Here is a 20,041-nt window from a genome sequence, read left to right as displayed (position 1 = left end):
ACGCGTCGCTTACGTATCCCAGTGCACGATCTCCCACGCATCGCGCGCCGCATCGCGTCGCAGCCACACGATGCCGCCCGGCGGCACCGGCCGCGCGAGCAGCGCGTCGAGCGGCGCACGCAGCGCATGCGACGCGAACACGCGGATCACGCCCGCATGCGTGAGCGCCCACTGCGGCGCGTCGACCTGCACGGTCGCGTCGAGCACGTGCGCGATGCGCTCGGCGAACCGCGCGACGCTCTCGCCGCCATGCACGCACGCGTGCATCAGATCGGCGGCCCACGCATCGAGCGCCGCGCGATCGACGTCGTCCCAGCGCTGCATCTCCCAGCTGCCGAAATCCATCTCCTGCCAGCAGACGTCGCGCTGCAGCGGTGCGCGAAGCATCTGCGCGAGGCGCTCGCCGATCGCCGCGCAGCGCACGAGCGGGCTCGACCAGATCCGCGCCGGCAGCGGCACGCGCAGCGCGTCGAGACGCTCGCGCACCGCCCGCGCGCCGTCGTCGGCGGGCGCGGCGAGCGGCACGTCGGCGCGTCCGTAGCAGACGCCGGCGTCGACGTCGACCGCCGGATGACGAATCAGGACGACGTCCATGCCAGCACCGTCAGATAGATAGTCAGTTCGCCGAACTGTTGCGCGAGCCCGAGACAGTCGCCGGTATAGCCGCCGATCCGCTTCACGAAATACCGCGCGAGCAGCATCCGCACGACCGCGAGCGCGACGAGCGCCGCGAGCCCCGCACGCCAGTCCGGCCAGAGCAGCCACGGCAGCCCGAACGCGGCCGCGACGCACCACGCGCGCGCGCTCATCCGTTGCGCGACCGGCTTCGCCTTGCCCTCGGGCCGCACGTAGTCGAGCGTGACGAGCAGGCTCACGGCCATCGCGCGGCTCGCCGCGTGCGCGGCGATCATCGTCCACGCGGCGCGCAGCGGCGGCAGCGCCGCGAGCGTCTGCCACTTCACGCCGAGCGCGACGACGAGCGCGACCGCGCCGAACGTGCCGATCCGCGAGTCGTGCATGATCCGCAGCACGTCGTCGCGCGCATAGCCGCCGCCGAACGCGTCGCAGCTATCGGCGAGACCGTCCTCGTGGAATGCGCCGGTCGCGGCGAGCGTCGCCGCGATCGACAGCCCCGCCGCGACCGCCGCCGGCCACAGATGCAGCGCCGCGAGATAGACGAGCGCGCCCCACGCGCCGACGCATGCGCCGACGAGCGGAAAGTAGCGCGCCGCGTGCTCGAGGTCGTCCGACGCGAAGCCGATCCGGCTCGGCACCGGCACGCGCGTGAAATAGCCGAGTGCGACCGCGAAGTAGCGCAGTTCCGCGCGCCACCCGCGCGTCTGCTCAGGCGTCACGATTGTCGACACCCGCGGATTCGAAGCTCGCCATCTCGGCGACGAACGCGGCCGCCGCGCGCACGAGCGGCAGCGCAAGCGCCGCGCCCGTGCCTTCGCCGAGCCGCAGATCGAGCTCGAGCAGCGGGTGCGCGCCGAAGTGCTCGAGCATCCGCCGATGCCCGGCCTCATTCGACGCGTGCGAGAACACGCAGTAGTCGCGCACCGCCGGCACGAGCGCATCGGCGACGAGCAGCGCGGCGGTCGCGATGAAGCCGTCGACGAGAATCGTCATCCGCGCACGCGCGGCTTCCAGATACGCGCCCGCCATCATCGCGATCTCGAAGCCGCCGAACGTCGCGAGCACGTCGAGCGGCGCGATCGCATCCGGATGCTGTTCGAGCGCGCGCGCGAGCACCGCGCGCTTGTGCGCGAGCCCCGCGTCGTCGAGGCCCGTGCCGCGGCCGACACACGCGTCGATCGGCAACCCGAGCAGGCGGCTCATCACGCAGGCGGCCGACGACGTGTTCGCGATGCCCATCTCGCCGAAGCCGATCACGTTCGTGCCGAGCGCCGCGTGATGACGCACGCGCGCGGCGCCCGCCTCGAGCGCGGTCAGCGCGTCGTCGTGCCGCATTGCGGGCCGCTGCGCGAAGTTGGCCGTGCCGGGCGCGACCGGCAGCGAAATCAGCCGGTCCGACTCGGGCAGCGGCGTCGCGACGCCCGCATCGACGATCTCGAGCACGCAGTCCGACACGCGCGAGAACGCATTGATCGCCGCGCCGCCCGCGAGGAAGTTCGCGACCATCTGAGCGGTCACCGATTGCGGATACGGGCTCACGCCTTCGGCCGCGATGCCGTGATCCGCGGCGAATACGATCATCACCGGACGCCTGACGGTCGGCCGCTCCGTCTGCTGAATCATCCCGAGTTGAAGCGCGAGCGCCTCGAGCTGGCCGAGGCTGCCGGGCGGCTTCGTCTTGTGGTCGATCGCATGCTGGAGCGCGGCGCGCAACCATGCGGCGAGCGGCTCGATTTCGGGGAGGGTATAGGTCGCGGTCATCGGAGAGTCGCCTGGTGGGCGCGGCAGCCGCCGCGCATCGATGGAGAAAGGAAGCAAAAGAGGTTCATCGCCGTTCGGGCCATACGGGCAGCAGCGCATCGCGGTCGCCGTCGCGGATCAGCACGAGCGGATAGCCGAACGCGTCGCTCGCGCGCTCGGGCGTCAGCACATCGTGCGCGGCGCCCGCCCACGCGCGGCCGCGGCCGTCGAGCAGCAGCGCGTGCGTCGCGAAGCGGCGCGCGAGATTCAGATCGTGACACGAGAACAGCACGGTGCGCGTGCCGGCGGCCAGCCATGCGGTGAGCGCGCTCAGGCATTCGACCTGGTGATGCAGGTCGAGGTGCGCGAGCGGCTCGTCGAGCAGCAGCAGCGGCGCGTCCTGGCACAGCGCGGCGGCGAGCGCGACGCGCTGGCGCTCGCCGCCCGACAGCGACAGCACGTCGCGCGCGGCGAACGCGTCGAGATCGAGCGCCGCGAGCGCCGCCCGCGCGGCCGCGCGATCGCCGTCGCGCTCCCAGCCCCAGCCGCCGAGATACGGATAACGGTTCAGCAGCACGGTGTCGAACACGGTCGCGCTGAACGCGTCGTGCAGATGCTGCGGCATCAGCGCGCGACGCTGCGCGAGCTGTGCGGGCGGCCACGCGGCGAGCGCGCGGCCGTCGAGCTCGATGCGGCCGGCGGCCGGCGCATGGAGGCCCGCGAGCGTCGCGAGCAGCGTCGTCTTGCCCGCGCCGTTCGGCCCCGCGACGCACCAGATCTCGCCGGGCGCGAACGTCTGCGTGAAGCCGTCGAGCAGCGTGCGCGCGCCGGCCGTGAGCGTCACGCCGATCGTGGCGAGACCGGCAGCGGCGGCAGCCTCGGCCTTTGCGTGCGGAGCAGTCGCATGGCTCATCGTGCGGGCCTGCGCAGCAGCATCCACAGAAACACCGGCACGCCGATCAGCGCGGTCATCACGCCGACCGGCAACTGCGCGGGTGCGATCGCGGTGCGCGCGAGCAGATCGGCCGCCATCACGCCGCCGCCGCCCGCGAGCATCGAAGCGGGCAGCAGCATCCGCTGATCGTTGCCGAACGCGAGACGCAACGCATGCGGGACGACGAGCCCGACGAAGCCGATCGTGCCGGCGGTCGTCACCGCGGCGGCGGCCGCGAGCGACGCGATCAGATAGATCCGCACGCGCAGCCGGGCGACCGGCACGCCGAGCGCATGCGCGGCCGCGTCGCCGCGCAGCAGCACGTTCAGTTGCGGCGCGACCGGCAGCGCCGCGCACGCGGCGAAGAGCAGCGCGACGCCCGCGAACCACGGCGACGCGACGCCGTTCAGATCACCGGTCAGCCAGAACAGAATGCCGCGCAGATGCGCGTCGGGCGCGAGCGACAGCAGCAGCGTGACGATCGCGCCCCACCCGGCCGCGATCACCACGCCCGTCAGCAGCAGGCGCGGCGAAGCGTCGCGCGGCTCGCCGCGCCACAGCTCGCGGCGCGCGAGGCCGAGCACGAGCAGCGTCGACACGAGCGCGCCCGCGAACGCGCTCGCATCGACGAGCCACCACGCGCCGCCCACGATCATCGCGACGAGTGCGAACGCGGCCGCGCCGCCGGACACGCCGAGCACGTACGGCTCCGCGAGCGGGTTGCGCAGCAGCACCTGCAGCAGCGCGCCGGCGAGCGCGAGCAGCGCGCCGCACGCGAAGCCCGCGAACGCGCGCGGCAGACGCAAGGTCCGGACGATGTCGCCGACGAGCGCGTCGCCGCTCGCGTGCGGCACGAGCGACGCGAGCGCATGCGGCACGAGCGACGCGAGCGCGTCGAGCGGCGACGTCGATACGCTGCCGAGCGTCAGCGACGCGACGAACAGCGCGGCGACGCCGATCGCGAGCGCGGCCCAGATCGCGGCGGCGCGTGTCGCGTTCATGCGGCAAGCGCCGCCGCGCGCGGCACATCGAGCGTGCCGGGCATCGGGCGGGCGATTGGGGTCAGCATCGAAGAAACGTTCCATTGAAGCGATAGCCGGCCTGCATCGATCCGATGCGGCCGCTTACCGTTGCGGGGCAGCGTAGGTTCGCCGCGCGTGGCCGCGCAAGCGCCCCGCTTTCCGTTTAACCGCGGTTTGACCACGCGACGCGCGACGCGCGCGCGCACCGAGGCGGCGCCAGTTTAGGAGCGGGCCGCGCGAGCGTCAAGAAAGCCCGGCCGATCGCCGCGTCATCGACGCGCATTCACGGCAGAAAGCCGGGGTGTTACGACTAGATACGTTACGGAAGTCGGACTATCGGCCATTCCGCGCTAAAATGCTCGGTCTTTAGAGGACGCAGCAGATGCTCAACGAACTCGAAACCTTATCTCAAAATATTGGCCGGCTGATCGCGCTGAACCAGCGCTATCACTCGGAACGGCTCGCGCTCGAAGAGCAGGTCGCGCAACTGCGCGCGGATGCGGATGCGGCGCGCGCGGAACTCGAACAGCTTCGCGACGAACGCAACGCGCTCGCGGCGGAGCGCGATGCGTTGTCGGCGAAGATCGACGACGCGCAGGTGAAGCTGAACGCGATTCTCGAGAAGCTGCCGCGTTCGAAGAGCGCGGCCGAAGCCGACAATCAGCTCGACCTGCTCGAAGCGCAGCGTGCGAACGGCGACGACTCGGCCAGCCACGGAGAACATGCATGAGCACGAAGCAGATCGAAGTGTCGATTCTGGGCCAGGCGTATCGCCTCGCCTGCTCGACCGACACGGAAGCGGCACTGCTCGAGGCGGTCGCGCGCGTCGATGCGGAAATGTCGAAGATTCGCGCGAACAGCTCGGTGCGCGGCACCGACCGCATCGCGGTAATGGCGGCGCTGTCGCTCGCGTCGGAACTGCTGCGTCTGCAGACGAGCGTGCGTCACGGCGAAGCGTTTCCGGCCGAGGAAATCCGGCGTACAATGCGCCAGATGAACGATCAGCTCGGCGCTGTGCTCGCACAGCACGAGCCGCAGTAACACCGCAGTAACACTTACTGCAGTCACACGGGTTACACCGATTTTCGCGCGGATTCCGCTTGATCTGAGCGACCAACGGTGTTCAAATTGAGCCCGAGATTCACTGTTCACTCAGCTTCCCTGCCTGGTTCGCCAAGGTCATATATTCCTTGAACCAATGCCATGTGCACGGTTGCGGAAATTTGTAGCACGGGCGCGCGCGTCACTCTGTCTGATGTACCCAAAGTGCTGCTAACTGCGACCAATTCTGAACCTCAGGTTCAGGATGCCGGCCTAGCGGCCAAGGCGGGGACCTTTTCAACGGCATCGGGCTTGTCCCGATGCCGTTTCCATTTGCAGCGGCCTTTTTTCTGCGTCGATCACGATCCATGCAATATTGGCTGATGAAGTCCGAACCGGACGAAGCGAGTATCGACGATCTCGCGAACGCGCCGCAGCGCACGCTGCCGTGGACCGGCGTGCGCAACTATCAGGCACGCAACTTCATGCGCGACACGATGAAGATCGGCGACGGCGTGCTCTTCTATCATTCGAGCTGTCCCGAGCCCGGCATCGCGGGGCTCGCGGAGGTCTCGTCGACGCCGTACCCGGATCCGACGCAGTTCGATCCGAAAAGTCCGTACTACGATCCGAAATCGACGCAGGAATCGCCGCGCTGGCTGCTGGTCGACGTGCGCTTCGTGAAGAAGGCGCCGCTCGTGGCGCTGGCCGCGCTGCGCGAGCACGACGCGCTCGCCGACATGCGCGTGCTCGCGAAAGGCAACCGGCTGTCGATCACGCCCGTCACGCGCACCGAATGGCACTACATCACCGAGCGGCTGATGAAGTGAGCGGGCGCGCGCCGGACGGGCGCGGCGCACGCATCTCGCTCCGGAACTCGCGGCCCGGCCGTGCGGCCTAAGTCACGCGGCCGCCGATCATGGCGGCCGCGATCCGGCGTCCGGCGTCCCGTGCCGGCGCTCCGCGCACGCGCGCGGATTCATCACCTGCGCGTGCGCGCCTTCGTACAAGGAGTTCCAATAATGACCAAGAAATCCGCACGCGCGCTGTCGCTCGCCGCCGTTGCCGTCGCCGTCGCACTCGTCGCCCCCGTCGCCACACACGCGCAGGAGATGAATCCGCGCGCGTGGCAGCCGTCCGGCGTGCTGTCGCTGTCCGCGCAGGCGAGCACCGACGTGCCCGAGGACGTGATCCACATCACGATGTTCTACGAAGAAGAAGCGAAGGATCCGGGCAGCCTGACCGCGCATCTGAACCAGCGCGCGGACGCCGCGCTCTCGCAGGCGAAGGGCGTTGCCGGCGTGACCGCGCGCACGGGCGCGTTCGCCGTGTATCCGAGCACCGATCGCGACGGCAAGATCTCCGCGTGGCGCGGCCGCACCGAGATCGTGCTCGAATCGCACGACTTCCCGGCCGCGTCGAAGCTCGCCGGCCAGATCGGCAATCAGATGCAGGTCGGGAACGTCGACTTCTCGCTGTCGCCGGAAGCGCAGCGCGCGGCCGAGCAGAAGCTGACGAGCGAAGCGATCCGGTCGTTCCGTGCGCGCGCCGACGAGGCCGCGAAGGCGTTCGGCTACAGCGCGTACTCGATCCGCGACGTGAACGTCGGCAGCGGCCGCAACGTGCAGCCGATGCCGCGGATGATGGCGATGCAGGCCGCGCCCGCGATGAGCAGCGCTTCCGCGCCGATCTCGGTCGAAGGCGGCAAGGCGACCGTGACCGTGACGGTCAACGGGTCGGTGCAGATGAAGTGACGGCGTGTCGCCGATACGCCCAGATCATCATCCCGACGCCGACGATGATCATCGGCAGCGACAGCCACTGCCCCATCGACAGCCCGAGCGCGAGCAAACCGAGAAAATCGTCCGGCTCGCGCGCGAACTCGACCGTGAAGCGCGCGAGCCCGTAGCCGATCAGGAACAGCGCGGCCACCGCGCCGCGCGGCCGCGGCTTGCGCGAGAAGAACCACAGCGCGATGAACAGCGCGACACCTTCGAGCGCGATCTCGTAAAGCTCCGACGGATGGCGCGGCAGCATCTGGTACTGCATGAACACCTCGTTCAGATGCCACTTCGCGGCGAGCGCCGGGTGCGTCGCGAGCCATGCGGCGTCGTCGCGCGTCGCGCCCGGGAACAGCATCGCCCAGGGCGAATCAGGCGACGTCACGCGGCCCCACAGCTCGCCGTTGATGAAGTTACCCAGGCGCCCCGTCGCGAGCCCGGACGGCACCATCGGCGCGACGAAATCGGTGACGTCGAGCCAGTTGCGCTTGCGCTGCCACGCGAACAGCGCCATCGCGAACGCGACGCCGAGAAAGCCGCCGTGGAACGACATCCCGCCTTCCCACACCTTGAAGATGTCGAGCGGATGCGCGAAATAGAAATCCGCCTTGTAGAACAGCACGTAGCCGAGCCGGCCGCCGAGCACGACGCCGAGCACGCCGTAGAACATCATGTCGTCGATGTCCTTCGCGGTCCAGCCCTGCTCGGCGACGTGCGGCAGCTTCAGCCGCAGCCGCGCGACGACGATCGCGAGAATGAAGCCGACGAGATACATGATCCCGTACCAGCGCACGGCGAGCGGGCCGAGATGGATCGCGACGGGGTCGAAATTCGGGTGAATGATCATGGGTTAGCGGTGAAGTTGCGGGTGCGACGCGCCTTGGCAGCCCGTAATGATGTCACAAAAGCCGGGGGCCACATGGCGGCGCGATTGCCGACGAATAATATATTGGACATGCCCAAAGAGACATCGCATTCTTGTCCCACGCAGGCCGGCGTGCGCCGCGCACGATGCGCGCCGCCCGCACCGGCCCCCCCGAATACGACGACACGACGATGGAGGCGCCCCATGCCGTACAACCGCCGCTCGAAGAACGTCACGCAAGGCGTGGCGCGCTCGCCGAACCGCTCGATGTATTACGCGCTCGGCTACGGGAAGGACGATTTCGACAAGCCGATGATCGGCGTCGCGAACGGCCACTCGACGATCACGCCGTGCAACGCGGGCCTGCAGCGGCTGTCGGACGCGGCCGTCGCGGCCATCCGGGATGCCGGCGCGAATCCGCAGATCTTCGGCACGCCGACGATCTCCGACGGGATGTCGATGGGCACCGAAGGGATGAAGTACTCGCTCGTGTCACGCGAAGTGATCGCCGACTGCATCGAGACCTGCGTGCAGGGCCAGTGGATGGACGGCGTCGTGGTCGTCGGCGGCTGCGACAAGAACATGCCGGGCGGGATGATCGCGCTCGCGCGGCTGAACGTGCCGGGCATCTACGTGTACGGCGGCACGATCCGCCCGGGCAACTGGAAGGGCCGGGACCTGACGATCGTGTCCGCGTTCGAGGCGGTCGGCGAATTCACCGCGGGGCGGATGTCCGACGAGGATTTCGAAGGCATCGAGCGCAATGCGTGCCCGTCGACCGGCTCGTGCGGCGGCATGTACACCGCGAACACGATGAGCTCGTCGTTCGAGGCGCTCGGGATGTCGCTGCTGTACTCGTCGACGATGGCGAACCCGGACGAAGAGAAGGTCGGCTCCGCGGCCGAATCGGCGCGCGTGCTCGTCGAGGCCGTGAAAAAGGACCTGAAGCCGCGCGACATCATCACGAAGCGGTCGATCGAGAACGCGGTCGCGCTGATCATGGCGACGGGTGGCTCGACGAACGCGGTGCTGCACTATCTCGCGATCGCGCACGCGGCCGGGATCGAATGGACGATCGACGACTTCGAGCGGATCCGCAAGCGCGTGCCGGTGATCTGCGACCTGAAGCCGTCGGGCCAGTACGTCGCGACCGATCTGCACAAGGCCGGCGGCATTCCGCAGGTGCTGAGGATCCTGCTCGACGCGGGTCTGCTGCACGGCGACTGCATCACGATCACCGGCCGCACGATCGCGGAGGAACTGAAGGACGTGCCGGGCGTGCCGCGTGCCGATCAGAACGTGATCTACCCGATCGACCGGGCGCTGTACGACGAAGGCCATCTCGCGATCCTGAAGGGCAACCTCGCGGAAGACGGCGCGGTCGCGAAGATCACCGGCCTGAAGAACCCGGTGATCACCGGCCCGGCGCGCGTGTTCGACGACGAGCAGAGCGCGATGGAAGCGATCCTCGGCGACCGGATCCACGCGGGCGACGTGCTCGTGCTGCGCTACCTCGGCCCGCAGGGCGGCCCGGGGATGCCGGAGATGCTCGCGCCGACGTCGGCGATCATCGGCAAGGGCCTCGGCGAATCGGTCGGCTTCATCACCGACGGCCGCTTCTCGGGCGGCACCTGGGGGATGGTGGTCGGCCACGTCGCGCCGGAGGCGTTCGTCGGCGGCACGATCGCGCTCGTGCAGGAAGGCGACTCGATCACGATCGACGCGCACGCGCTGCTGCTGCAGCTAAACGTCGACGACGCCGAGCTCGCGCGCCGCCGCGCCGCGTGGAAGCAGCCGGCCCCGCGCTACACGAGCGGCGTGCTCGCGAAATACGCAGCGCTCGCGCGACCGGCGAACCAGGGCGCGGTCACGGGCTGACGCATCGGCACGCGCACGGGCTTCGGTGCGGGCTTGGATGCGCCCCTTTCACCTACCTGACGAAAAGGGAACGCGGCGAACCCGCGTTCCCTTTGCTTTTATAATTTGCGGACCGTAAGCCGGCTGCATCCGCCGGCGGAGATTCGTATGAAACGATCGATAGTGCACGCGACGCTTCTGACCCTGCTCGTCGCCAGTGCGGCGGCGCGCGCCGGGCAGGCCGACGGCCTCGCGCTCGCGCAGCAGCGCAACTGCATGGCCTGCCACGCGGTGAGCAAGCCGCTGATGGGACCGTCATTCCACGACATCGCCGACAAGTACGCGACACGCGGCGACGCCGCCGACTATCTCGCGCAGGCGATCGTCAAAGGTAGTTCAGGCGTGTGGGGCGGCGTGCCGATGCCCGCGAACACGCAATTGTCGAACGGCGAGGCGCACACGCTCGCGAGCTGGGTGCTGTCGCTTCGATAGGCGGCCGGATCCCGCGCAAAACGCACGGTCATGCACGGTCACGCGTGCTCAGCCCGCGCGGCGCCGCGCAATCTCCTCGTCGATCGCATCGCGCACCCATTCCATCACTTCGGTTTCGAGCGCGAGTGCCACTTCGCGCGTGATCTGGTTCACGAGCCACGCGGAGTGGTCGCGCAGCGCATCGCGGCAGCGCGCGTCGATCGCGTCGCGCCCCTCGCCCGTCAGGTAGGTCACCAGCCGGTGCCGCAGCCGCTCGGCGACGTGCTGCGCGTCCTCGGGTGTCAGCACGGCCGGTGGCGTCGCCGGTGCGATTGCGGGCTCCATTGTCGCCTCGTGCGGAATCTCGGGCACGACCGCCGCCGGCACCGCGTCGGGCGCCGAATGCGGCGGCTCCGTGCCGCCTTCCGCGACGCTCGCCTGCGGCGCCAGCTCGACCGCCGGCACGTCCGGCATCGGCACCGGATGCGCGACGACGTCCGCGCCCTCCAGATGCGCATGCTCGCCCGGCAGCGCGGCTGTCTCGGCTGTCTCGGCTGTCTCGGCCGTCTCGGCCGGCTCCGGGGCGGCCTGAGCCGCCTGAGCCGTCGGCGCGGCGGGCTCGCGCTTCATCCCCGGATTACCCGGCGCGAGCACGTCGGTCAGCGTCGGAATCGAGGATGGATCGGTCTGGATCATCGCGACCTCCGTCGACGAATAGGGCTAGTTGCCCTGCTTGTAATTATTGAGCGCATAGCCGCGATCGCGATAGAAGCGATAGCGGTCGCGGCCCGACGCGAGTTCGGCCGGCTCGTTGCCGACCACCTCGAGCAGCCGCTCGAAGCGCGCGAACTGCGCGGGCACCGTGGCGCCGAGATTCAGCAGGATGCCGTGATGCGGCGCGCGCTCGAGATCGGTGGTCAGCACGATCGGCGTGTCGGCCGCGTGCGGGCTGTCGACGCCGCAATGCGGGATGAAGTCGAGCGGCGAGAACGTCCACAGCCGCTCATCGAGCGCGCGCAGCCGCGCGGGCTCCGCGAGCACGACCACCGGCTGCCCGGCCTGGTAGGCCTTGCGCAGCAGCCGGCACGCGTACGCGAGCGAGTCGCCGACGTTCGTGTGGAAGTCGATCCGCGTCATCGTCCGCCGCGCCCCGCTCGCCGGTGCTCCGGCGTCGCCGTGCGCACCGCCATCACTGCCCGGCGCGGTCGATCAGGAACTGCGCGAGCAACGGCACCGGGCGGCCGGTCGCGCCCTTCGCCGCGCCGCTCTTCCACGCGGTGCCGGCGATGTCCAGATGCGCCCACGGATACGCGTCGGTGAAGCGCGACAGGAAGCACGCGGCCGTCACGCTGCCCGCCGGACGCCCGCCGATGTTCGCGACGTCCGCGAAGTTCGACTTCAGTTGCTCCTGATACTCGTCGTCGAGCGGCAGGCGCCACGCCGGGTCGTTCGCCTCGCGCGACGCGTCGAGCAGCTCGCCCGCGAGCGTGTCGTCCTTCGAGAAGAGGCCCGAGTTGTGATGGCCGAGCGCGATGATGCACGCGCCCGTCAGCGTCGCGATGTCGATCACCGCGGCCGGCTTGAAGCGCTCCGCGTACGTGAGCGCGTCGCACAGGATCAGGCGGCCCTCGGCGTCGGTGTTCAGCACCTCGATCGTCAGGCCCTTCATGCTGGTGACGACGTCGCCCGGCTTCGTCGCGTTGCCGGCCGGCATGTTCTCGCAGGTCGGGATGATGCCGACGACGTTGATCTTCAGGCCCATCTCGGCGACTGCGCGGATCGTGCCGAGCACCGAGCCCGCGCCGCACATGTCGTACTTCATCTCGTCCATGCCCTCGCCCGGCTTCAGCGAGATGCCGCCGGTGTCGAACGTGATGCCCTTGCCGACGAGCACGACCGGCGCGGCCTTCGCGGCGGCGCCCTGGTAGTGCAGCACGATGAACTGCGGCGGCTCGACGGAGCCGCGCGTGACGGACAGGAACGAGCCCATCTTCAGCGCCTCGATCTGCTTGAGCCCGAGCACGTCGACCTTCAGCTTCCAGTCCTTCGCGATCGTCTTCGCGGTGTTCGCGAGATAGGTCGGCGTGCACACGCTGCCCGGCAGGTTGCCGAGATCGCGGGTCAGGTCCATCCCGTTCGCGAGCGCGACCGCGCGCTTGATCGCGTCGCGCGCCGGCTTCACGTCGTCGGAGTCGACGGTGAACACGACGCGCTTGAGCCCGTACTGCACCGGCTCCGGCTTGCTCTTCATCGCCGTGAAGCGGTACGTTTCGCCGCGCAGCGCGAGAATCGCCTCGCGCACGCCCCAGTCGGCGCCGCGCTCGTCGTCGGCGAGCGACTGCGCGAGCGTGAACGTGACCTGAGCGATCCGGGTCGCGAGCAGCGCGCGCCATGCGGCACGCACCGCGTCGCGATAGGCTTTCTGGTTGAAAGCATCCTGCTTGCCGAGGCCGACGAGCAGCACGCGCGACGCGCCGATCCCGGCGACTTCGTGCAGGAACAGCGTCTTGCCGCTCTTGCCGTCCATGTCGCCCGCCTTCACGACGCGCGACACGAGGCCGCCGGTGGCCTCGTCGACGTCGAGCGCCGCGCCCGACAGGGTCTGCGCCTCGAACACGCCCAGCACGATGCAATCGGCCTTGCCGGTCGCGAAACCCTTGGTCTCGCCCTTGGTCCAATCACAGCCTTTTATGCTAAAGTCCATCGCGCTTGTCCTCGGATAAAATCTGGGCTTAGGATGAAAGCCGCAATTATCCGCTATTTTTCCCGCGGCGGCGCGAGCGCCCTCCCCGGCGCACGCACTTTCCCGCCCTCTTCTCATCAAGAATGATCTTCGAACGCTCCCTCCAGCGCGAGCTTGCGTATACCGCCGGCGCCGTCTTCATGGTGCTGCTCACGATCATGCTGACGACGATGATGATTCGCATCGTCGGCTATGCCGCGTCCGGCGAAATCGATCCGAGGGACGTGCTCGTGCTGATCGGCCTCACCGTGATCGGCTACCTCGCGGTGATGCTCGTCGTCACGCTGTTCGTATCGATCCTGTTCGTGCTGACGCGCTGGTACCGCGATTCGGAAATGGTCGTATGGCTCGCGTCCGGCGTGAGCCTCACGCGTCTGATCAAGCCGATCGGCATGTTCGCGACGCCGATGGTGCTGCTGATCGCGTTCTTCGCGTTCGTCGGCTGGCCGTGGTCGAACCAGCAGAGCAAGCTGATCAAGGCGCGCTTCCAGCAGCGCGACGAGATCTCGCTGCTCGCGCCCGGCCAGTTCCGCGAATCGGCGGTCAATCATCGCGTGTTCTTCATCGAGAAGATGTCGCCCGATCAGAGCAAGGTGCAGAACGTGTTCGTCACGTCGACGGAGAACGGCAAGGTCAGCGTCGTCGTGTCGCGCACCGGCCATACGGAGGCGACGAAGAACGGCGACCGCTTCGTCGTGCTCGAGAACGGCCGCCGCTACGACGGCACGCCGGGCCAGCCGAACTTCAAGATCATGGAGTTCGAGCGCTACGGCGTGAAGATCCAGAGCCGCCAGATCGTCAACCCGCCGACGACGACCAGCACGCCGACGCTCGAGCTGCTGCGCAATCCGACCAAGGACAACCTCGCCGAATTCGCGTGGCGCGCGGGCCTGCCGCTGATCGCGATCAACCTGATGGTGCTCGGCATTCCGCTCGCGTACCAGAACCCGCGGCGCAGCCGCACGATCAACCTGGTGATGGCGGTGCTGATCTATCTGACCTATTCGAACCTGCTGAACGTCGTGCAGTCGCAGATCGAGCAGGGCAAGCTGTCGTTCGGCGTCGGCCTCGTCGGGCTGCACGTGATCGTCTCGGCGCTCGTCGCGGTGATCTTCTGGCTGCGGGTGCGCAATCGCCCGCTGTTCACCCGTGCGCTGTTGCGCCGCTCGGCCGGAGCCTGACCGATGCGGATCTACGAGAAATACCTCGCCCGGCAGATCTACGTCGCGTTCGTGTTCATCCTGTTCGCGTTCTCCGGCCTGTTCTTCTTCTTCGACCTGATCAGCGAGCTGAACACGGTCGGCCACGGCAACTACAAGTTCGGCTACGCGGTGCTGCGCGTCGCGCTGCAGACGCCGTCGCGCTTCTACGAGATCATCCCGGTCGCGGCGCTGATCAGCGCGATCTACGTGTTCGCGCAGATGGCCGCGAGCTCCGAGTTCACGATCTTCCGCGTGTCCGGCCTCGCGACCGGCCGGGCGCTGCGCTCGCTGTTGAAGATCGGCATCCCGATGGTGATCGTCACCTACCTGATCGGCGAGTTCGTCGGCCCGTACGCCGATCAGCTGTCCGAACGGGTGCGGCTGCAGGCGCTCGGCGCGTCGGTGTCGTCGGACTTCCAGTCGGGCGTCTGGGTCAAGGATACGCTGACCGCGCGCGACAACGGCGAGCCGGTCACGCGCTTCGTGAACGTCGGCAAGCTCGCGCCCGACTCGACGATCAGCGACGTGCGGATCTACGAGTTCGACTCGAACTTCCATCTGCAGGACGTGCGCGTCGCGCAGACGGGCCGCTATCAGCCGCCCGGCCACTGGCTGCTGACGGGCGTCACCGACACGAAGCTGTCGCCGATCCCGCAGAGCAGCGCTCAACCGGCCGACGCGCTGAGCCCGGTCTACCGGTCGCAGCAGATCACGCGGCCCGAATACTCGCTGCGCTCCGATCTGACGCCGCAGATCCTGTCGGTGCTGCTCGTGTCGCCGGAGCGGATGTCGATCGTCAACCTGTTCCGCTACATCCAGCATCTGCGCGAGAACCAGCAGAACACGCAGGTCTACGACATCGCGCTGTGGCGCAAGGTGCTGTATCCGTTCGCGGTGTTCGTGATGCTCGTGCTGTCGCTGCCGTTCGCGTATCTGCATACGCGCGCGGGCGTCGTCGGCGTGAAGGTGTTCGGCGGGATCATGCTCGGGATGAGCTTCCAGCTGCTGAACACGCTGTTCTCGCACATCGGCACGCTGAACACGTGGCCCGCGCCGCTGACGGCCGCGACGCCGGGCCTGATCTACCTCGGGCTCGGCCTGTTCGCGCTCAAATGGGTCGACCGGCACTGACGCCGGCCCGGTTCTCGACGGAGGCGCCATGAACGCGCACGGCATCATCCTGTTCGGCCACGGCTCGCGCGACGCGCGCTGGGCCGAGCCGTTCGAGCGGCTCGCCGCGCGGCTTTCCGCCGCGAGCGTCGATGCGCGGCCGCCTCGGCTCATATCGCTCGCGTATCTCGAATTGATGACCCCGTCGCTCGAAGACGCGATCGCCGGGCAGGCATCCGCTGGCTGCACGCGGATCACCGTCGTGCCGGTGTTTTTCGGCCAGGGCGGGCACGTGCGGCGCGACCTGCCGCAGTTGATCGACGCGTGCCGCGCCGCGCATCCGGGCGTCGAGATCCGTTGCGCGACCGCGGTCGGCGAGGACGATCACGTGCTCGACGCGATCGCGCGCTACTGCCTCGATCAGGCGGACGACCGCGCGTAGGCACGCAAGCGGGCCGCGCTCGCGAACGGCGGCGCGCATCCGGCGCGAAACTCCGGTCGAAACGTCGGAACTTTGCGCGGCGGCCTTCATGACTTTCCCCAAGTTGCCAAGCCGCGTCGCGCCCCTTACTAATCGAATCGTGCACGACAAGAAAGGAGCGGAGATGAACACCACACGCGACGGGAACGGCGGGCGTCCGCCCGCGAACGGACACCAGTGGACGGCCCGGCACGACGCCGACGCGGCGGCGCCCGACACGGCGAGGCGGCTCGCAGCGCGGACGGCCGCGCTCGCCGCGCTGATGTCGCTTGGCGCCTGCGTGCAGGTGCCCTGCGGCGACCCGTCGTGCTATCCGGGCGCGGGCCCGATGCCGATGTACGCGCAGCCGACGCCGGTGCCCTATGCACCCTATACACCCTATGCGCCCGCACCCGACGACATGTATCTCGCGACGGTCGTCGACACCGACGTCGTGCTGATCGGCGGCGATACGTATATCTGGTTCGTCGGGTCGGACGGCGCCCGGCATCGGCGCTTCTACGCGCACGGCGATCGGCGGCAGGACGTGTTCCGCCGTCGTGACGAGTTGCACAACACGATGATGCGCAATGGCGGCCGTCCGCCCGGCCCTTCGGGCGACGCGCGCGGGCCGCAGGAACGCGGCGGCTACGGTGGGCCCGGCATGCCGGGCCAGCCGAATCAGCGCTATGGTGGGCCGGGCATGCCGAACCAGCCAAATCAACGCTACGGCGGCCCAGGCATGCCGAACCAGCCGAATCAACGCTACGGCGGCCCAGGCATGCCGAACCAGCCATATCAACGTTACGGCGGGCCGGGCGGGCCGAACCAGAATCCACAGAACCCGCCGAACCAGCGCTACGGCGGCCCGGGCATGCCGGGCCAGCAGAACCCGCACTACGGCGGCATGATGCGGCCGAATCCCGGCCAGCCGCAGCCGGCGGAGAGAAGACCGTATTCGGATAAGGACAAGAAGATGCCGCAGTAAGCGGCAACGGGCTCGCGCCGCTCAGGCCGCTCAGGCCGCTCAGGCCGCTCAGGCCGCGCTGCGCAGCGCGTGAGCGTTCGTGTCGGCGTCGCGCCCGCGCGCCGCGAACGCATCGCCGATCATCAGCAGGCTCGGCTGCGCGGGATCGAGCCACGCCTGCGCGTCGCCCGCGGCCATCCCGGAGAGGGTCAGTGTCAGCGTGCGCTCGCGCGGCGTGCTGCACGCCTCGACGATCGCGACCGGCGTCGAGCCCGCGCGACCCGCGTCGATCAGTTGTTGCGCGATGCCCGGCGCGCTGTCGCGCCCCATGTAATAGACGAGCGAATCGGCACGCGCCGCCTCGCGAATCGCGTCGCTGTCCGGCGCGCGGCTGTGCGTCGCGAATGCGACGCTGCGCGCGACGCCGCGCAGCGTCAGCGAGCGCTTCAGTGTCGCGGCACTCGCGAGCGCCGCGGTGATGCCCGGCACGACCTCGTAGTCAATGCCGGCCGCCTCCAGCGCGCGCATCTCCTCGTCCGCGCGGCCGAACAGCATCGGATCGCCGCCCTTCAGCCGCACGACGCACGCATGCTCGCGCGCCGCATCGACGATCTGCTTGTTGATGAAATGCTGCGCGGTCGAGCGCTGCCCGCAGCGCTTGCCAACCGCGATACGGCGCGCGTTCGGCGCATAGTCGAGCATCGCGGGCTCGACGAGCGCGTCGTGCAGCACGACGTCGGCCTGCGCGAGCAGGCGCGCGCCGCGCACCGTGATGAGGTCCGCCGCGCCCGGCCCCGCGCCGATCAGATACACCTTGCCCATACCCGCCACTTCCCTGGCTCGCCGCGCGCGAAGCGCCGCGGCTCGCCGATTACGCCAATTACACCAATTTACGCCGAAAACGCGCGGATCATGCCCGCGGCGACCGTGTGATGCGTCGCCTCGTCGATCAGCACGAATGCGCCCGTGCCCGGATGCGCGTCGTACGTGTCGCAGACGATAGGCTTCTGCAGCGTCAGCGCGACGCGGCCGATGTCGTTCATCTTCAGGTCGTGACGATCGATCGCTTGCGACAGCGTGTGCACGTCGAGCACTTCCTTCACCGCGCCGATCTTCGCGAACACCGTGCTCGTCGTCTGCTTCAGCAGATACTTGCGCTGCGGCGACAGCGGCACCTCATCGAACCAGCACAGATCCGCCTCGAGCTTCTTCGCCGGCGCGACCGGCTCCAACGCCGGCACGAACGTATCGCCACGCGACACGTCGACATCCTCGGCGAGCCGGATCGTCACGGTCTGGCCCGCGAACGCATGCTCGACCGACGCGGTGCCGCCCGGCACCGGCGCGACGATCTCGGCGACGGTCGCGGTGCGGTTCGACGGCAGCACGAGGATCTCGTCGCCGACCTTCACTTCACCCGATTCGATGCGGCCCATGTAGCCGCGGAAATCGTCGGCCGAGCTGCCGTCCTGGCGCGCGACCCACTGCACCGGGAAGCGCAGCACATCGTGCGCCTGCGATTCGACCGGCAGCGTCTCGAGCACGTCGAGCAGCGGCTCGCCCACGTACCACGGCATCCGCTCGCTCAGGCCGACGATGTTGTCGCCCTTCAGCGCGGACACCGGCACGAAGCGCACGTCGGTCAGGCCAAGCTGCTTCGCGAGCGTCACGTACGCATCGCGGATCTCGTTGAAGGTCGCCTCGCTGTAGTCGACAAGGTCCATCTTGTTGATCGCGACGATCACGTGCTGCAGGCCGAGCAGCTTCACGATCGCGCTGTGGCGCTTCGTTTGCGGCAGCAACTGCACGACGCCGTCCTCGACCGTGATGCGCGTCGCGTCGATCAGGATGATCGCCGCGTGCGCGGTCGACGCGCCCGTCACCATGTTGCGCGTGTATTGCTCGTGGCCCGGCGTGTCCGCGATGATGAACTTGCGGCGCGCGGTCGCGAAATAACGGTACGCGACGTCGATCGTGATGCCCTGCTCGCGCTCGGCCTCAAGGCCGTCGGTCAGCAGCGCGAGGTCGAGTTCTTCGCCGACCGTGCGCTTGTTCTTCGCGCGCGACAGCGCGGAGAGCTGGTCGGACAGCACCGCCTTGCTGTCGTACAGCAGGCGGCCGATCAGCGTGCTCTTGCCGTCGTCGACGCTGCCCGCGGTGATGAAGCGCAGCACGCCGAGGTCTTCGTTGTTTCCGGTGATGCTCATGATGTGAATGTCCTCGCGTGCTTCAGAAATAACCTTGCTTCTTGCGCTGTTCCATCGCGGCTTCGGAGGCCTGATCGTCCATCCGGGTCGCGCCGCGCTCGGTGATCTCGGTCACCGCCGTCTCGGCGATGATCTTCTCGACGTCGTCCGCATCGCTCTCGACCGGGCACGTGCAGCTGATGTCGCCGACCGTGCGGAAGCGCACCTGGGCGAGCTCGCTCGCCTCGCCTTCGCGCATCGGCGTGAGCGGCGTGACGGGCACGAGCAGGCCGTTGCGGCGCACGATCTCGCGCTGATGCGCGTAGTAGATCGACGGCAGCTCGAGGTTCTCGCGCGCGATGTACTGCCACACGTCGAGCTCGGTCCAGTTCGAGATCGGGAACACGCGCAGGTGCTCACCCTTGTGCAGACGCGCGTTGAACAGGCTCCACAGTTCCGGGCGCTGCGCCTTCGGATCCCACTGGCCGAACTCGTCGCGGAACGAGAAGATGCGCTCCTTCGCGCGCGCCTTCTCTTCGTCGCGGCGCGCGCCGCCGATCATCGCGGTATAGCCGTACTGCTCGATCGTCTCGAGCAGCGTGACCGCCTGCGCGGCATTGCGCGAATCGGTCTCGCGGCGCAGCACGACGGTGCCGCGCTTGATCGAATCCTCGACGTGGCCGACGACCAGCTCGGCGCCGATCTCCTTCGCGCGGCGATCGCGGAAGTCGATCACTTCGCCGTAGTTGTGGCCGGTGTCGATGTGCACGAGCGGGAACGGCAGCGTCGTCTTGCGGCCCGCGCCGAGACCGAACGCCTTCAGCGCGAGATGCAGCACGACGACCGAATCCTTGCCGCCCGAGAACAGCAGCGCCGGCTTGCTGCATTCCGCGACGAGCTCGCGCAGGATGTGGATCGACTCGGCTTCGAGCCAGTCGAGGTGGCCCATGCGGCTGTCGTCGCCGGTGGGCGTGGCAATGTCGGTTTGCTCGAGCGTCGTGCTCATGGTTTCGGTCCTTCTCATCT

22 protein-coding genes and 1 other RNA gene are annotated in these 20,041 nt (G+C 68.7%); 11 read left to right on the top strand and 12 right to left on the bottom strand.

All coding sequences use genetic code 11. The features are described from left to right. Positions 1–9: 9 nt before the first annotated feature. The 5 genes from cobC to HZI36_RS05435 form a co-directional block, all read right to left on the bottom strand. Positions 10–594 carry an alpha-ribazole phosphatase gene (gene cobC / locus HZI36_RS05455; RefSeq protein ID WP_179401611.1) on the bottom strand — a complete coding sequence of 195 codons (585 nt, stop codon included), beginning with the start codon at positions 592–594 and terminating at the stop codon, positions 10–12. Then, positions 579–1,355, bottom strand: a complete 777-nt coding sequence (locus HZI36_RS05450; protein ID WP_179401828.1) for an adenosylcobinamide-GDP ribazoletransferase — start codon at positions 1,353–1,355, stop codon at positions 579–581. The genes cobC and HZI36_RS05450 overlap by 16 nt, the downstream gene beginning before the upstream one ends. Beyond that, entirely contained in the window at positions 1,345–2,397 is a 1,053-nt protein-coding gene (cobT, locus tag HZI36_RS05445) for a nicotinate-nucleotide--dimethylbenzimidazole phosphoribosyltransferase (RefSeq protein ID WP_246326972.1), read from the bottom strand. Before cobT ends, HZI36_RS05450 begins: the two co-directional genes overlap by 11 nt. A 64-nt stretch (positions 2,398–2,461) precedes the next feature. Then, complete coding sequence (locus HZI36_RS05440; RefSeq protein WP_179401609.1) at positions 2,462–3,289, bottom strand: ABC transporter ATP-binding protein; 828 nt, start codon at positions 3,287–3,289, stop codon at positions 2,462–2,464. Further along, positions 3,286–4,311, bottom strand: a complete 1,026-nt coding sequence (locus HZI36_RS05435; protein ID WP_179401608.1) for a FecCD family ABC transporter permease — start codon at positions 4,309–4,311, stop codon at positions 3,286–3,288. The genes HZI36_RS05440 and HZI36_RS05435 overlap by 4 nt, the downstream gene beginning before the upstream one ends. 403 nt (positions 4,312–4,714) lie before the next feature. Here HZI36_RS05435 and HZI36_RS05430 point away from each other — a divergent pair, with 403 nt between their 5' ends. The 5 genes from HZI36_RS05430 (at position 4,715) to HZI36_RS05410 (ending at position 7,127) form a co-directional block, all read left to right on the top strand. Beyond that, positions 4,715–5,062: an ATPase gene (locus HZI36_RS05430; RefSeq protein ID WP_179401607.1), complete on the top strand. Its 348-nt coding sequence runs from the start codon at positions 4,715–4,717 to the stop codon at positions 5,060–5,062. Further along, entirely contained in the window at positions 5,059–5,373 is a 315-nt protein-coding gene (locus tag HZI36_RS05425) for a cell division protein ZapA (RefSeq protein WP_179401606.1), read from the top strand. Before HZI36_RS05430 ends, HZI36_RS05425 begins: the two co-directional genes overlap by 4 nt. A 114-nt stretch (positions 5,374–5,487) precedes the next feature. Next, positions 5,488–5,669: non-coding RNA, 6S RNA (gene ssrS, locus HZI36_RS05420), on the top strand. 72 nt (positions 5,670–5,741) lie between these two features. Next, positions 5,742–6,203, top strand: a complete 462-nt coding sequence (locus HZI36_RS05415; protein WP_179401605.1) for an EVE domain-containing protein — start codon at positions 5,742–5,744, stop codon at positions 6,201–6,203. A gap of 192 nt (positions 6,204–6,395) precedes the next feature. Further along, positions 6,396–7,127 carry an SIMPL domain-containing protein gene (locus tag HZI36_RS05410; protein ID WP_179401604.1) on the top strand — a complete coding sequence of 244 codons (732 nt, stop codon included), beginning with the start codon at positions 6,396–6,398 and terminating at the stop codon, positions 7,125–7,127. Here HZI36_RS05410 and lgt read toward each other — a convergent pair. Further along, positions 7,102–8,001, bottom strand: coding sequence for a prolipoprotein diacylglyceryl transferase (gene lgt, locus HZI36_RS05405; protein WP_179401603.1), 900 nt, complete (start codon positions 7,999–8,001; stop codon positions 7,102–7,104). The genes HZI36_RS05410 and lgt overlap by 26 nt on opposite strands. Before the next feature lie 222 nt (positions 8,002–8,223). Here lgt and ilvD point away from each other — a divergent pair, with 222 nt between their 5' ends. Together ilvD and HZI36_RS05395 are read left to right on the top strand one after the other, a co-directional pair. Continuing rightward, positions 8,224–9,897, top strand: coding sequence for a dihydroxy-acid dehydratase (ilvD, locus tag HZI36_RS05400; RefSeq protein ID WP_179401602.1), 1,674 nt, complete (start codon positions 8,224–8,226; stop codon positions 9,895–9,897). A gap of 147 nt (positions 9,898–10,044) precedes the next feature. Beyond that, positions 10,045–10,368, top strand: a complete 324-nt coding sequence (locus HZI36_RS05395; protein WP_179401601.1) for a c-type cytochrome — start codon at positions 10,045–10,047, stop codon at positions 10,366–10,368. A gap of 48 nt (positions 10,369–10,416) precedes the next feature. Here the strand turns inward: HZI36_RS05395 and HZI36_RS05390 are convergent, their stop codons facing one another. Genes HZI36_RS05390 through HZI36_RS05380 form a run of 3 tightly spaced genes read right to left on the bottom strand, consistent with a single transcriptional unit; the run spans position 10,417 to position 13,051 of the window. Next, positions 10,417–11,043, bottom strand: coding sequence for a DUF2486 family protein (locus HZI36_RS05390; protein ID WP_179401600.1), 627 nt, complete (start codon positions 11,041–11,043; stop codon positions 10,417–10,419). A gap of 24 nt (positions 11,044–11,067) precedes the next feature. Next, a complete protein-coding gene (locus HZI36_RS05385) occupies positions 11,068–11,484 on the bottom strand; it encodes a DNA polymerase III subunit chi (RefSeq protein WP_179401599.1) in 417 nt (138 codons plus the stop codon). 52 nt (positions 11,485–11,536) lie between these two features. Beyond that, entirely contained in the window at positions 11,537–13,051 is a 1,515-nt protein-coding gene (locus HZI36_RS05380) for a leucyl aminopeptidase (protein WP_179401598.1), read from the bottom strand. A gap of 122 nt (positions 13,052–13,173) precedes the next feature. Here HZI36_RS05380 and lptF point away from each other — a divergent pair, with 122 nt between their 5' ends. The 4 genes from lptF (at position 13,174) to HZI36_RS05360 (ending at position 16,850) form a co-directional block, all read left to right on the top strand. Next, complete coding sequence (gene lptF / locus HZI36_RS05375; RefSeq protein WP_179401597.1) at positions 13,174–14,271, top strand: LPS export ABC transporter permease LptF; 1,098 nt, start codon at positions 13,174–13,176, stop codon at positions 14,269–14,271. A 3-nt stretch (positions 14,272–14,274) separates the two neighbouring features. Then, positions 14,275–15,423: an LPS export ABC transporter permease LptG gene (lptG, locus tag HZI36_RS05370; RefSeq protein ID WP_179401596.1), complete on the top strand. Its 1,149-nt coding sequence runs from the start codon at positions 14,275–14,277 to the stop codon at positions 15,421–15,423. A 28-nt stretch (positions 15,424–15,451) separates the two neighbouring features. Further along, positions 15,452–15,844: a sirohydrochlorin chelatase gene (locus HZI36_RS05365; RefSeq protein ID WP_179401595.1), complete on the top strand. Its 393-nt coding sequence runs from the start codon at positions 15,452–15,454 to the stop codon at positions 15,842–15,844. 163 nt (positions 15,845–16,007) lie between these two features. Then, positions 16,008–16,850, top strand: a complete 843-nt coding sequence (locus HZI36_RS05360; protein ID WP_179401594.1) for a hypothetical protein — start codon at positions 16,008–16,010, stop codon at positions 16,848–16,850. A 48-nt stretch (positions 16,851–16,898) separates the two neighbouring features. On the opposite strand, the gene cobA is transcribed toward HZI36_RS05360, so the two are convergent. The 3 genes from cobA to cysD form a co-directional block, all read right to left on the bottom strand. Further along, a complete protein-coding gene (gene cobA, locus HZI36_RS05355; RefSeq protein WP_179401593.1) occupies positions 16,899–17,651 on the bottom strand; it encodes a uroporphyrinogen-III C-methyltransferase in 753 nt (250 codons plus the stop codon). Between the two features lie 68 nt (positions 17,652–17,719). Then, on the bottom strand, positions 17,720–19,036 hold the full coding sequence (locus tag HZI36_RS05350; RefSeq protein WP_179401592.1) for a sulfate adenylyltransferase subunit 1: 1,317 nt from the start codon (positions 19,034–19,036) through the stop codon (positions 17,720–17,722). A 22-nt stretch (positions 19,037–19,058) separates the two neighbouring features. After that, on the bottom strand, positions 19,059–20,021 hold the full coding sequence (gene cysD / locus HZI36_RS05345) for a sulfate adenylyltransferase subunit CysD (protein WP_179401591.1): 963 nt from the start codon (positions 20,019–20,021) through the stop codon (positions 19,059–19,061). Positions 20,022–20,041: the final 20 nt, after the last annotated feature.

Source organism: Burkholderia guangdongensis (genome assembly GCF_013403875.1).
Lineage (GTDB): Bacteria > Pseudomonadota > Gammaproteobacteria > Burkholderiales > Burkholderiaceae > Burkholderia > Burkholderia guangdongensis.
This window is presented reverse-complemented; position numbering and strand designations above follow the sequence as displayed.